Raw genomic sequence first — 12,567 nt, 5'->3', positions numbered from 1 at the left:
CGCGCTCACTGGTACGCATCCCTTGACAGCGGCTTGAGGAAGCGGAACGGCTCAGGCTGCAACTCGGGATGCAGCATCTTCACGAAATCGGCGAGCACCCAGTCCGGACGTACGACCGCGGTCTGGTACCAGTCGTGCACGTCCTCGCCGGGCAGGCTGCGCCCGGTGTTGCCGTAGAGCCGGCCCGCGCGCCAGGCCGGGAATGCGTCCAGCACCGCGCGTCCACGCGGCGGCACCGCATGGATGTCGCCGATCAGCCACAGGTCGGTGCGGTCGGCCAGCGGCAGCAGGGTTTCGCTCGACACCGTCTCCGACGACCAGCGCGCCGGATCTTCCCCTCGCGCCATCAGATTGTTGCCGCCGGCGTCGGCAATGAATGCCGCCTCCGCGCCGCGCACCGTGGCCACCCAGCGGTCGGCGCCATTGGGATATGCCCACAGCACGCCCGGCTTCGGGCGCCCGGCGACACGCGCTTTCAACGCATCGACGCCCGTTTCGATCTCGTCGAACAATCGCGACGCGGCAGCGTCGGTGCCTGTGAGCAGGCCGAACAGGCGGATCCATTCCGCGCGCCCGAGATAGGTCGGCTCTTCTTCCGCGAACGTCGGCACGACGGTCAGCCCGAGTGCGCGCGCGCGGGTCAGCACGGGCGTCTGCGCCAGATCGGACAGGCGCATCAGGAAGACGTCCGGCTGCCGCGCGATCAGCACATCGAGATTCGGCGGGGCGTGCCAGTTGTAGCCGATCTGGGCGATCTCGCCGCGCTGCGCCCGGTCCCGCGTCGCGGCGTCGTAGGAGCGCAGGCCGCCGACCGCCACCAGACGGTTGGCGACGCCGAGCGTCGACAGGAACGCTTCGTCGACGCCGTTGTTGGCGGCGATCGTCGCGACCGGCACCCGCACGACGGTCGCATTGCGCAGCGCGCCTGTCAGCGGCGGCGCATCGATGCCGTCGGACAGCAGCACCAGCGTGTCGCTGCGGGTCTCACGCGCGCCGCCCTGGTCGGCGACCGGCGCGCGCAGCTGGGCGACGACGTAACCGTCGTGCTGCCGGAGCGTCAGGTAGCGCGCATGCCGCAGTGGGATGGGCGTGCCGGTCTCAGCCGGTGCCGTGGTGTCCCCGGTGTCCACCGCGCCCGGTCCACACGCTGCGAGCACCCCTGCAACAGCCACGGCCGCCATCAGCAGACCCACCGTGGTCCACCCCGATCGGCACCCGCCGCACCGCGTTGCACACCGTCGCCCGCATGCCATCTCGTCAATTCCGTCGATTCGTGTTGTTATGTTATATCAATTCATAATAGGGGAATCGAAGTGCGTCATCCACGCTCCGTCGCGCTCGCGTGCGCGCTTGTCTGCACCGCCACCGCCGCACCGCTCGCTGCACGAGATCCGGCGGACTCCGCCGTGTCGCCGGCGCCCTCGGCCACCGATCTCGACACGGTGACCGTCTACGGCCGCCGCATCGGCCGGATCCCCGGCGAGACCGCCACCAAGTCCGGCGCGCCGGTGCTGGAGACGCCGTTCGCGGTGAACATCGTCCCGCGCGAATTGCTGGACCTGCGCAACGTCTCCAACATCGGCGAGGCGGCCGAAACGGTCAGCGGTGTGCAGCGCACGATCGGCTTCTCGGGCAACCAGCGCTTCCGCATCCGCGGATTCCAGGCCGTCAGCACGTTGCGGGACGGCTTTCGCCAGAGCGTTTCGCAGCCGGAGATCGACCTGCAGGGCGTGGACAGCATCGAGGTGCTGAAAGGGCCCGCGTCGGCGCTGTACGGACGCTTCGAACCCGGCGGCGTGATCAACTTCGTGTCCAAGCGTCCGCAGGACACGGCGGCGCACACCGCATCGTTCACCGCGGGCGCGTACGACTACGCGCGCGCCGGTCTCGATCTCAATGCACCACTGCGGGCAGATGGCAGCCTGCTCGGCCGGCTCAACGTCGGCTACGAGGACGCAGGCAGTTTTCGCGACGGCATCGACAACCGGCAGCTCTATGTCGCCCCGGTGATCGACTGGCGACCCGACCCCGGCACCAGCCTGCTGCTGCGCCTGGAATATCTCGACCGCGATGCCGCCTTCGACCGCGGCCTGGGCAACAGCCCGCGCTTCCTCGATCTGCCGCGGGGCCGCAACTTCGGCGAGGAGTTCATGCGTATCGAGAAACAGCAGTGGAGCATCGGCGCCGAGTTCAACCGGCAGCTCGCGCGCGACTGGCGCCTGCGCATCGGCGGCTTCGCGTCCGATGTCGACGTGCCGCGCGAGGATTTCTTCAACTACGGATTTCCGGCGCTCGCCGGCGACACCGTCAACCGGAACTTCGTCAGCTACCACGAGCGGCAGAAGGACGCGACGCTGCAGGCCGAGTTGTACGGCGCGTTCGACACCGGTGCGCTGCGCCATCAGGTGCTGGTCGGTGCCGAACACGTCGATGACCGCCTGCAGTACCTCGACGGCCGCATCGCCTACGGCCACCCGGTCGACCTGTACAACCCCGTTCCGACCGGGCGGCCCGGGACCGTTCTGCCCACCGGCGACAGCCGTTACAGCTACCGCACGCGCGCGCTCTATCTGCAGGACGAACTGGCCTGGCAGCGCTGGCGTCTGCTGCTGGGCGGACGACTGGAACACACGGAAACAGAGTCGTTCTACACCGGCGGCATCGACCCGGCGATCCTGCGCAAGGACGCACCGTTTTCGCCGCGCGCGGGCTTGACCTTCCTCGCCACGCCCGACCTGTCGCTCTACGCGAGCTGGGCACGTTCGTTCCGCAACGAGGCCGATGCAGGCCTGCTCGAAAGCGGCATTACGCCGAAGCCCACGCGCGGCGACCAGATCGAAGCGGGCGTGAAGTCCCTGCTGCTCGACGGACGCATGGAAGCGACGCTCGCGGTGTTCGATCTGCGCAAACGCGACGCGGTGGTGGCCGATCCGATCGACTGGAATCTGGTCGTGCAGACCGGCGAACTGCGCGTGCGGGGCGTGGAGACGGAAGTCTCGGCGCGGCCGGTCGATGCGTGGACGCTCGTGGCCTCGTACGCCTACTCCGATGCGACGATCACCCGGGACACCAGCCCGCTGCTGGTCGGCAACCGGCTCGCTGGCGTGCCGCGGCATCAAGCCAGCGTGTGGACGTCGTGGACCCTCGAAGGTGTCATGTCGGGGCTGACACTCGGCGGCGGCGTGTTCCACGCGAGCGACCAGGCCGCGACCACTGCGAACAGTTTCGTGCTGCCCGGTTACACCCGGCTCGACCTCAATGCGCGATATGCATTCGGCGACGGGCTGGAGGTGTTGCTCAACGTCGACAACGTCACCGACCGGCGCTACTTCATCACCGGCGGTTTTTCGCAGATCTATCCGCAGGCGCCGCGGACCGCGCGCATCACCCTGACCAAGCGCTGGTAACGCGGATCAACGCGCTGCGCCGAGCATCACCGCCGCGCGCCCGTCAGCAAGCAGCACGCCATCGCAGCGGATGCGGAATGCGTACTGCTGGCTGTCGCCGGATTCGACCAGCACTTCGGCGACGCATTCGAGATCGCCGGCAAGGTCGTCGATACGTGCGGCATGCAACTGCACGCCGCGCAATGCGACAAGCATGCCGGTGCGGACCGGTGCGCCGCTGTCGCGTGCACGCAGGCCACCGTGGACCGCCATCGCCTGCGCGCCGTATTCGCACAGGTGCAGCGCGCGCAACCGGTCATCGCTGCGCAGCGGGTTGGCCGGATCGCGATGGCTGGCGCTGCGCAGGGTCACGTGCGCGTCGTCCCACGCGGTGACGGCATCCCACAGGCACATCGCGCCCTGGTGCGGAATCATCGACAGGATCGTGTCGCGATCGACATGGCTCATGCCACCGGCTCCGGCTCGGCGCGTGCCGCCTCGATCGCCGCGCGTTGGCGCGCGACCAGCAGCGACAGTACGAAATTGAAGACCACGCCGAGCGCGACCGTGCTGCCGATCGCGCGCAGCACCGGAATCGACGACAGCGCGAGCAGGCTGAAGACCAGCAGCGTCATCAGGCTGCAGACGAGGATCGCGTGCAGCGTGCGGATCTGATCCTGGCGGTCGTCGCCGGCGTGTTCGAAGAACAGCGCGTAATCGAGTCCGAGACCGGCGGCGAGGATCAACGCGACGAGATGGAACAGGGTCAGTTCGACGCCCGCCAGACGCAGCACCGCGACGACTACCAGCAACGTCAGCAGCGTCGGCAGCAGCACGCGCCAGACGCGACGCGGGCTGCGCAACGCGATCCACACCGTGGCGATCAACAACACCAGCGCAACCGCCATCGCCGCGAGCACGCGGCCGCGGTACTCGATGACCAGCGATTCGGATGCGTCCTTCATGTCGAGCAGGCGCACGTCGACACCGGGCGCACCGGCCTGCGACGCGAGTGCGATGACATCGGCCGGATCATCGAGACCGCTGAGCGAGACCAGCGCGGTCGAACGGTCCTCGTGTTCCAGCAGCAGACCGGACACCGCGGTCGCCAGCGGCGAGCCTTCGAGATCGGCGCGGGTCAGCGGTGCGGCAGCCTTGGCGCGTGCGACGTCTTCGACAAAGGGCTCGAACGCGTCGTCGTTGAACGCGGAGTCCGTCAACGCGTCGGCGAGCATCGCGCGCAGTGCAGCGCTGTCGGGCAGCGCCGCCTGGCGCGCGCGTTGCGTGTCGGCGCCGGGCAGATAGCGCGCGGCCATGTCGTAGCCGTCGAGGTGACCGTCGGCGACCAGTGCGTCGAGCGCGGGCTGCAGCGCGGCGGTCGCGCCGAGCGCGGCGTCGCTGTCGGCCGCCTGCGCGACCAGCACGTAGCGCACGTCGGGCGCACCGAGTTCGGCGCGCAGTTCGGTATCGCGCTGCATCGAATCGGGATCGACCGGCGTCAGCTTCGACAGATCGTTCTGCCAGAACGCGCCGGGACTGAAACCGATCGCGGCAACGGCGGCGAGCGCCAGCACGGCCAGCGACCACTTCGGACGCGGCAGCGCTTCGATGCGGTGCCACAGACGCTGCAGCCGCGGTGATTCCGCGAGATCCGGCGGCGACGGATCCACCAGACCCGGCAGCAGATAACGTGTGGTCAGTGCGGCGACGCCGAGTGCGAAGATCGTGAACACCGCGAGTTGACGCAGGCCGTCGACACCCGAAAACAGGAAGGTCGCGTACGCGATGCAGGTTGCGACAACGCCGGTCGACAGCGCCGGCCACAAGCCGCGCACGTTCTTCCACGGCGACAGACCTGCGCGCTGGTGACTGAAGAAGTGGATCGGATAGTCCTGCACCACGCCGATCAGGGTGAAGCCGAACGCAATCGTGATGCCGTGCACGCCCCCCGGAAACAGCAGCGCGACCGCGGTAAGGCCGGCGATGCCCGCACTCGCCAGCGGCAGCACGCCGAGCAACGGCATCTTCCAGCTGCGATAGGCGACGAGCAGCAACAGGATCAGGCCGATCGTGTCGACCATGCCGATCCGCTGCGCCTCGGCCTGCGTACGCCCGCCGATGTCGACCGAGAACGCGCCCGGGCCGACGACTTCCAGCGTCGCAGCGCCCTCGCCCGCCTGCTGCGCGAAGGTGTCACGGATCGTGCCGACGGCATCGAGCTGGCCGGTCGGATCGAAGCCCGCTGCGCGCGTCTCGACCAGCAGCAATGCCTGCGTGCCGGTCTGGTCGAACCACACGTCGTGCAGTCGCTGCGGCGCGCCTGCGGGCTGCCAGGCTTCGGCGAGTGCGAGGACTTCCAGCGTCGGATCGGACGGAATCAGCGGCTCGACCAGTCCGGCGGCGGGCGAGCCGAGATCCTGCAGGCGTGCATCGAGTGCATCGCGCAAGGTGTCGGCATCGAGCGGCGCATCGTCGAACGACGACGTCAGCAGATACCGGTACGGGAGCAGATCCCGGGGGAACGCATCGAGCCCGGATTCGCCGCCATTGGTGACGAGGGTGTAGCGCGGATCGCCGGCGAGTGCGTCGTGCAGCGCACGCGAACGCTCGGCGAGTGCGTCGGGCGTGTCGCCGGAGATGGCCAGCATCAGCAGGCGCGAGCCCGGCCCGTCACCGAGCTCCTCCATCAACAGGCGCTGCTCGGGCGTGCGCGCGTCGGGCAGGAAGCGGCGCAGGTCGCCGCTGAACTCCAGCTCCGCCGATGCCATCCAGCCCAGCGCGAGCAGCGCCAGCAGCCACGCGACGGCCAGCGTCAGCCGCAGGCCGGGGCGCTGCAGCAGCGCGTCGCGGAATCCGCTGCGCCCGCTCAACGCGGAACGTCGTGGCACAGCCGCTGCGCGGCTGCGAGCGAATCCACGGTCGCCGCGGCGGTGGCGGCACTGCCGAGCAGGGTGGGCTGCGCGTCGCCCTGCTTCGGCCGCGTCTCGATACAACGCAGTTCCGCGTCGCGACCGCGCAGCACGATGCCGGTGACACGCCCGGCGACGCGCGGATCGCGCGGCGTCAGGGTCAGCGTCCAGTCGGCCGGCACACCGTCGGCTTCGAGCGCATAGACCGTTTCAAGCGCCTTGCGGTCACCGGCCAGCAGCGCACCGAAGCTGCCCTGCAGGGCGGCGAGTTCGGGCACGCGCGACAGCGAGAACGTGCGCGGATTGCGACCTTCGCGGGCGATGGTCGCCTCACCGGCGCGGATCGTCGTGGTTTCCGCGTACGGCGCGCGCACCTCGCGGATCAGCGTGTCGGCATCGGGGCGGCGGTATTCGCCCGACAGCTGCAGCGGGCGCTTGAGCATCGAGGAGGTGCGCAGTTCGACGAACGGCGTCGAGGTGGCACCGTGCTGGGTCAGGCGCTGCAGGATCCAGTCGGCATCCACGCTGCGGCCGGTGGCGGTGACCGGCGCGGGCACGCGGTCGCGCGACTGGTTCGCGCGCGGCGTGTCAGCGGTCTGCGCCGCCGCCCACGTCGGCGCTGCGAGCAGCGTCGCCAGCAGCAGGCAAAGCGCCGGCCGCGGGCGGAAGATCGTCGCGCGTGTCATCGGCGCCTTTCCAGAAGTCATAGAAATTGAACCAGTTGTAGGGGGCACTGCGCGCGTGATGTTCCAGCCGCGCGGCGTAACGGTGGATGAGTGCGGCCACGCCGGCCTGGCGTTCGCGGCGCGGCAGGTCGATGCCATCGCTGAAGGGCTCGAACACCAGGTCGTAGCGGTTGCCACCACGGTACAGGCCGAAGGCCAGCATCACCGGCGCCTTGAGCACCGAGGCCAGCAGCCACGGGGCGAGCGGAAACTGCGCCGGCGCACCGAGGAACGGCACCGGCAGCGTCGCGCCGCCTTCCTGGCTGCGATCGACCAGCAGCGCGACCATCGCGCCTTGCGCCAGCCCTTCCTGGATCGCCAGCGCGACTGCGGGGCCGCTTTCGCCGGCATCGATCACCGTCGCTGCGACTGCCGGATTCAGCGCTTCCAGCAGCTCGGTCATCGCCTGGCCATGGGCGCGGTCGAGGACCACGCGGATCGCGTACTCGGGTCGCTGCGTGGCGAGCACGCGCAGCACTTCGAAACTGCCCAGGTGCGAGCCGAACAGCAGCACGCCGCGGCCGGCGTCCAGATGCCCGTGCAGGACATCGAGTCCCTGTGCGTGCACGTCGAAGCGCCGGGTGTTCTCGCTGAGCAGGAACAGCCGGTCGAGAATCGTCGCGGCGAAGGTGCGGAAATGCCGGGCCACCTCGACCAGCGTTGCAGGCCGGCCGAACATGCGCGCCAGATACCTGCGCGAATCGCGGCGTTCGGGCCCGCGGCGGATCATGAAATAGAGCGCGATCGGATGCAGCAGCGCGCGCGCCGGGGCGCGTCCGAAGTTCGATGCGAACACCAGCAGCGTGCGCAGCGCGAGCCGCCCGCCACCCTCGCGGCGCGCCTTCCACTCGCTGGTCATGCCTGCGCGGGACCGTCGGCGACGAGTTCGCCACTGGCGAGCAGCACGCCCGCGCGTTCCACCCGGAAGCGCCAGCGCGACACGCCATCGCGGCTGGCATCGTCGAGCGCGATCACGGCCTGCTCGCCGGGCAGCAGTGGCTGCACGAACTTCACCTGCGGCAGCCGCAAGGCGCCCTGCGGGCCGTGCGCCGCTTCGACGGCCGCGACCACGCGATCGAGAATCACGACGCCCGGCACCAGCGGCTGGCCCGGGAAATGACCAGGCAGGCAGGGATGCGCGGCATCGATGAAGAACGTGTGCGACGCCATCGCTCAGCGCCTGCCGAGCATCGCGGCCACGGCGTCCTGCGCTTCGCGGGCCACGGCCTGGCGACCGGTGGCGCCGACGCGGCCTTCGACGCGGATCGGCGTGCCCACCGTGGCGCGCATCGGACCGCGGCAGGTGCGGAAGAACCCGGTCGGCGGCAGCACCTTGCCGGTGCCGTGCAGCGCGATCGGGAGCACGTCGACACCGGCATCGATCGCGGCCTGGAACGAACCCGACTTGAACTCGCCCATCCGGCCGTCGCGCGAACGCGTGCCTTCGGGGAACAGGCACAGCGAATGGCCTGCGCCCAACACACCGGCGACCTGGCGCCGCAACAGCGGCCCGGCGCGGCGGTCTTCGCGGCTGATGAAGAGCATGCCGGTCGCGCGCGCATAGGTGCACAGCAGTGGCACGCGGCACATTTCCTGTTTCAGCAGGAAGCGCAGCGGGACCGGCACGGCCATGAAAAGCACGCAGATGTCGAGCAGGGATTCGTGGTTGGCCACCACCAGATACGGACGGTTCCAGTCGATCGCATCCGCGCCTTCGACCGTCAGCCCACCGGCCGGTCCGACCAGACCCGGTGCCCAGTGCGTCCGCGCCATGTCCAGCGCCAGCTCACGCCGGCCCGTCACCGCCTGGCGGATCAGCGACACGCTGATCCAGCCCGCCGTCCATAGCAGGGTGTACAGGCACTCCAGGACGTTGATGGCGCGTGCGGACAAGGCCGCGAACGCCGCGGCCCCGGGTGCGGCACGGGTCTGTCGGTATTCCATGTGGTCGATAGGATATCGCGTGTGACAGGCCGAATACCGCGCGAAATCCGTTCAGCCGCGCGGATTCAGCGCAGCAGATCGCGCCAGAAAACGGGACCGAGACCCACCAGCTTGCGCAGGAATCCGAGAAAACCGTCATAGCGGCCCGGGAAGCGCCGCTTGCGGAACGCGAACTCGATGACGAAGAAGCCACCGATGACGCCGTAGTTCAGCAGGTTCGCCCACAGCGACCATTGCTCCTGGGTGATCGGCAGCGGCGACGGCACGCCGATGCTTTCCAGCAGACCCGAGGGGCTGGCGATCAGCGCGAGCAGCAGATTGGCGCCGGCCATCGCGCACAGCACGAGGGCCCACGCGGCGGTCAGGCTCCGCGTGTAGCGCAGCAGGTCCGGCGCGAGCGCGTCCGGGCTGCCGTCGCCTTCGATGCCGATGACGATCCGGGTGATCAGCGGCGTCCGCCCGGGACGCAGCGTGCGCGCGAAGATCCAGGCGATGCCGAGGACGAACACCACCGGCACCAGCAACAGTGGCAACGCGGCATGGCCGGCCGCGTACAGCGCCCACGCGCCCCAGCCCAGCAGCGGCAGCGCGATGAACGCCCACAGGCGCCGCGACAGCAGGGGCTCGATGACCAGCATCGCGATCAGCAGCACGAGTGCGCCCAGCGCGAGGCCGTCGTGGTGCCAGAGGCTGGCCAGGTGCGCCAGGGCCGTGTAACCGAGCCCCAGCAGCAATTGCAGCAGCAGGATCAAGTGGTGCGGTGCTGCTCGATGTGCGCCGACAGGGCGCGCAACGAGGCGAAGATCTGCCGGTTCTCGTCGTTGTCCGACCGCAGCTGGAAGCCGTAGCGCTTGCTGATCGCAAGCGCCAGTTCCAGCGCGTCGATCGAATCCAGGCCGAGCCCGGCATTGAACAGCGGCGCCTCGGGATCGATGTCGGCCGCCTGGACGTCCTCCAGGTTCAGGCTCTCGACCAGCAGGTCGGCGAGCGCGCGTTCGGCTTCGGTTTGGGCGGACATCGGGACTTCCGTGGAATGACAGGGCTGCCACGATCCGGCATCGGACCGGCGCGCGCAAGCACTCCGGGCCGCCGTGGAGGCTTCCCGTTATGATGCGCGACCGCCCGAACCACCCCCAGATTCAGGATGAGCCCGATCGCGACCGCCGATGCCACTTCAGAGTCCGCCCGGCTCGACGTCGACGTGCTGGTCATCGGCGGCGGTCCGGCGGGCACGACCGCGGCCACGACGCTCGCGCGGCGCGGCTGGAAGGTGCTGCTGCTGGACAAGGACGTGCACCCGCGCTTCCACATCGGCGAATCGCTGCTGCCGATGAACCTGCCGATCCTCGAGCGCCTCGGTGTACTGGAGCAGGTCCGTGCGATCGGCACGCTCAAGCTCGGCGCCGATTTCCCGGTGCACGATGCCGACAACACCACCCACGTGTTCCGCTTCGATCGTGCGCTCGATCCCAAGTTCGGCTACGCCTTCCAGGTGCGCCGCTCGGAGTTCGATGCGCTGCTGTTCGACAACGCGCGCGCCAACGGCGTCGATGCGCGCATGCGGGTCAAGGTCGAATCGCTGGTCCACGACGCCGAGGGGCGCCCGACCGGCGCGGTGGCGCGCGATGCCGAGGGCGGCCGGCTCGACGTCAAGATGCGTTACCTCGTCGATGCCAGCGGCCGCGATACGTTCCTGGGCAGCAAGCTCAAGCTCAAGCGCAAGAGTGCGAAGCACCAGTCGGCGGCGATCTTCAGCCACTTCCGTGGCGTGCAGCGCCGCGACGGCGACGACGCCGGCAACATCACCATCGATCGCTTCGAGTTCGGCTGGTACTGGTTGATTCCACTCGGCGACGACGTCATGAGCGTCGGCGCGGTGTGTTTCCCCGAGTATCTCAAGCAGCGCCAGGGCCTCGACAACGAAGCGTTCCTGATGCGCACGCTGCTGCGTACGCCGTCGGTCGCATCGCGCATGACCGGCGCCGAACGCGTCGCGCCGGTGCACGCCACCGGCAATTATTCGTACGCGTGTACGCGCATGACCGGCCCGGGCTGGGTGATGGCCGGCGACGCGTATGCGTTCATCGACCCGGTGTTCTCGTCGGGCGTGTATCTGGGAATGAACAGTGCCGAGCACGCGGCCGATGTCGTCGACGGCGCCCTGCGCGATCCGTCCACGGAACGCGCACTGCAGCGCGCGATGGAACGGCGCCTGCGCCGCGGCCTGCGCCATTTCAGCTGGTTCATCCACCGCTTCACCACGCCGGTGATGCAACGTCTGTTCGCCGCGCCGCGCAATGACTGGCAGCTCGAGCAGGCGGTGATCTCGATGCTTGCCGGCGACGTGTTCGACAATCCCGCGGTGTTGCGCCGCCTGCGTCTGTTCCGACTGGTCTATGCGCTGAACGCGATCGCGATCGCACCCGCCGCGTTGCGCGGCTGGTTCGCGCGCCGCCGCCAGGTCCGCGAACAGTTCCGCGGCGACACCCTGCACGAGGGCAATCCATGAGCCGACCGGCACCGCTGCACCCCGAACCGCTTCCGCGCCTGCGCGTCGATTACGTCGACGGCTCCGCGCCGGCCGACCTGCTCGCGCAATCCGATGTACTCGCCGTCCTCGGCTTCGGCGACGCCGCGCCCGTGCTCGACGATCCGCGCTGGCTGCGCGTGCCGCTGCAGCCCTACGGCGCCGCGCCGCTGGAAGTGTGGCGCGGCCAGGCGCCGGTCCGGCACGGCCGCGACGGCGATATCGCCTGGGCGACCGATGGCCATCTGATGTTCGGCGCGATCGAAGTCGACGAGCCCGAAGGCCACACCGGCGAAGGCGATCACAGCGGCATCCTGCTGGCCGCCGAACACGCCTACCGCGAACTGACCCGTTTCATCGGCAAGAGCGAGTTCCCGCACCTGCTGCGGATCTGGAACTACCTCGACGCGATCACCCACGGCGACGGCGACACCGAGCGCTACCGCCAGTTCTGCGTGGGCCGCGCGCGTGGGCTCGGCAGCTTCGATACTTCCCAGCTGCCTGCCGCGACCGCAATTGGCCGCTGTGACGACGCGCGCACGATCCAGGTCTACTGGCTGGCCGCGCGCGTGCCCGGCATTCCAGTCGAAAACCCGCGCCAGGTCAGCGCCTACCAGTACCCGCGCCAGTACGGCCCGCAGGCGCCGAGCTTCGCCCGCGCGATGCTGCCGCCGGCCGGCAGCGCGATTCCGCTGATGCTGTCGGGCACGGCCAGCGTCGTCGGCCACGCCTCGCAGCACGAAGGCGAGCTGCTGGCACAGCTCGATGAGACGTTCGCGAATTTCGATGCGTTGATCGCATCGGCGCGCACGCATCGCCCCGACCTGCCGGCCGCGTTCGGCCCGGGTTCGCGCTTGAAAGTCTATGTGCGCGATGCCGCGGACCTGCAGGCCGTGGCCGAGGCCTTCGACGCGCGTTTCGGTGACCGCCTGCCGCGTGTGGTGCTGCATGCGGCGATCTGCCGCCGCGAGCTTGCGCTGGAAATCGACGGCGTCCACGACGCCGGTTGATGCGCGCATCCGCCTGCGACCCGGCGTCGCAGGCCGTCCGCCGGGCGCACGCGTAGAATCCGCGCC

At 69.5% G+C, this 12,567-nt stretch carries 12 protein-coding genes; 3 read left to right on the top strand and 9 right to left on the bottom strand.

Annotation, left to right across the window (positions count from 1 at the left end):
• Positions 1-5: 5 nt before the first annotated feature.
• Positions 6-1,181 carry an ABC transporter substrate-binding protein gene (locus AC3A4E_RS16990; protein ID WP_487632656.1) on the bottom strand — a complete coding sequence of 392 codons (1,176 nt, stop codon included), beginning with the start codon at positions 1,179-1,181 and terminating at the stop codon, positions 6-8.
• A 225-nt stretch (positions 1,182-1,406) separates the two neighbouring features.
• Here AC3A4E_RS16990 and AC3A4E_RS16985 point away from each other — a divergent pair, with 225 nt between their 5' ends.
• Positions 1,407-3,407 (top strand): TonB-dependent siderophore receptor, encoded by a 2,001-nt coding sequence (locus AC3A4E_RS16985; RefSeq protein ID WP_487632655.1) that lies wholly within the window; start codon positions 1,407-1,409, stop codon positions 3,405-3,407.
• A 6-nt stretch (positions 3,408-3,413) separates the two neighbouring features.
• Here the strand turns inward: AC3A4E_RS16985 and AC3A4E_RS16980 are convergent, their stop codons facing one another.
• From AC3A4E_RS16980 to AC3A4E_RS16945, 8 genes are all read right to left on the bottom strand, one after another.
• Positions 3,414-3,854, bottom strand: coding sequence for a hotdog family protein (locus tag AC3A4E_RS16980; RefSeq protein WP_487632654.1), 441 nt, complete (start codon positions 3,852-3,854; stop codon positions 3,414-3,416).
• A complete protein-coding gene (locus AC3A4E_RS16975; protein ID WP_487632702.1) occupies positions 3,851-6,154 on the bottom strand; it encodes an MMPL family transporter in 2,304 nt (767 codons plus the stop codon). The genes AC3A4E_RS16980 and AC3A4E_RS16975 overlap by 4 nt, the downstream gene beginning before the upstream one ends.
• Before the next feature lie 98 nt (positions 6,155-6,252).
• Positions 6,253-6,981: a LolA-related protein gene (locus tag AC3A4E_RS16970; protein ID WP_487632653.1), complete on the bottom strand. Its 729-nt coding sequence runs from the start codon at positions 6,979-6,981 to the stop codon at positions 6,253-6,255.
• Positions 6,884-7,879, bottom strand: coding sequence for a lysophospholipid acyltransferase family protein (locus AC3A4E_RS16965; RefSeq protein ID WP_487632652.1), 996 nt, complete (start codon positions 7,877-7,879; stop codon positions 6,884-6,886). The genes AC3A4E_RS16970 and AC3A4E_RS16965 overlap by 98 nt, the downstream gene beginning before the upstream one ends.
• Positions 7,876-8,190, bottom strand: a complete 315-nt coding sequence (locus AC3A4E_RS16960) for an ApeI family dehydratase (protein ID WP_487632651.1) — start codon at positions 8,188-8,190, stop codon at positions 7,876-7,878. Before AC3A4E_RS16960 ends, AC3A4E_RS16965 begins: the two co-directional genes overlap by 4 nt.
• A 3-nt stretch (positions 8,191-8,193) precedes the next feature.
• Positions 8,194-8,964: a lysophospholipid acyltransferase family protein gene (locus AC3A4E_RS16955; RefSeq protein ID WP_487632650.1), complete on the bottom strand. Its 771-nt coding sequence runs from the start codon at positions 8,962-8,964 to the stop codon at positions 8,194-8,196.
• 65 nt (positions 8,965-9,029) lie between these two features.
• Positions 9,030-9,713 carry a COG4648 family protein gene (locus tag AC3A4E_RS16950; RefSeq protein ID WP_487632701.1) on the bottom strand — a complete coding sequence of 228 codons (684 nt, stop codon included), beginning with the start codon at positions 9,711-9,713 and terminating at the stop codon, positions 9,030-9,032.
• On the bottom strand, positions 9,713-9,982 hold the full coding sequence (locus AC3A4E_RS16945; RefSeq protein ID WP_487632649.1) for a phosphopantetheine-binding protein: 270 nt from the start codon (positions 9,980-9,982) through the stop codon (positions 9,713-9,715). The genes AC3A4E_RS16950 and AC3A4E_RS16945 overlap by 1 nt, the downstream gene beginning before the upstream one ends.
• A 126-nt stretch (positions 9,983-10,108) precedes the next feature.
• Between AC3A4E_RS16945 and AC3A4E_RS16940 the strand changes: the two genes are divergently transcribed.
• Both AC3A4E_RS16940 and AC3A4E_RS16935 read left to right on the top strand, forming a co-directional pair.
• On the top strand, positions 10,109-11,473 hold the full coding sequence (locus AC3A4E_RS16940; protein ID WP_487632648.1) for an NAD(P)/FAD-dependent oxidoreductase: 1,365 nt from the start codon (positions 10,109-10,111) through the stop codon (positions 11,471-11,473).
• Complete coding sequence (locus AC3A4E_RS16935; protein ID WP_487632647.1) at positions 11,470-12,501, top strand: chorismate transformation FkbO/Hyg5 family protein; 1,032 nt, start codon at positions 11,470-11,472, stop codon at positions 12,499-12,501. The genes AC3A4E_RS16940 and AC3A4E_RS16935 overlap by 4 nt, the downstream gene beginning before the upstream one ends.
• Positions 12,502-12,567: the final 66 nt, after the last annotated feature.

It is taken from the genome of Luteimonas sp. Soil_N_1 (assembly GCF_057656255.1).
Note: the sequence above shows the minus strand (reverse complement) of the source record. Positions and strands in the feature narration are given on the sequence as shown.

What these genes read in the sequence shown, in the direction of transcription:
- AC3A4E_RS16965 (WP_487632652.1), bottom strand. Translation starts at nt 7,879, where the DNA reads ATGACCAGCGAGTGGAAGGCGCGCCGCGAGGGTGGCGGGCGGCTCGCG.
- AC3A4E_RS16945 (WP_487632649.1), bottom strand. Translation starts at nt 9,982, where the DNA reads ATGTCCGCCCAAACCGAAGCCGAACGCGCGCTCGCCGACCTGCTGGTC.
- AC3A4E_RS16960 (WP_487632651.1), bottom strand. Translation starts at nt 8,190, where the DNA reads ATGGCGTCGCACACGTTCTTCATCGATGCCGCGCATCCCTGCCTGCCT.
- AC3A4E_RS16940 (WP_487632648.1), top strand. Translation starts at nt 10,109, where the DNA reads ATGAGCCCGATCGCGACCGCCGATGCCACTTCAGAGTCCGCCCGGCTC.
- AC3A4E_RS16990 (WP_487632656.1), bottom strand. Translation starts at nt 1,181, where the DNA reads ATGGCGGCCGTGGCTGTTGCAGGGGTGCTCGCAGCGTGTGGACCGGGC.
- AC3A4E_RS16970 (WP_487632653.1), bottom strand. Translation starts at nt 6,981, where the DNA reads ATGACACGCGCGACGATCTTCCGCCCGCGGCCGGCGCTTTGCCTGCTG.
- AC3A4E_RS16975 (WP_487632702.1), bottom strand. Translation starts at nt 6,154, where the DNA reads ATGGCATCGGCGGAGCTGGAGTTCAGCGGCGACCTGCGCCGCTTCCTG.
- AC3A4E_RS16955 (WP_487632650.1), bottom strand. Translation starts at nt 8,964, where the DNA reads ATGGAATACCGACAGACCCGTGCCGCACCCGGGGCCGCGGCGTTCGCG.
- AC3A4E_RS16980 (WP_487632654.1), bottom strand. Translation starts at nt 3,854, where the DNA reads ATGAGCCATGTCGATCGCGACACGATCCTGTCGATGATTCCGCACCAG.
- AC3A4E_RS16935 (WP_487632647.1), top strand. Translation starts at nt 11,470, where the DNA reads ATGAGCCGACCGGCACCGCTGCACCCCGAACCGCTTCCGCGCCTGCGC.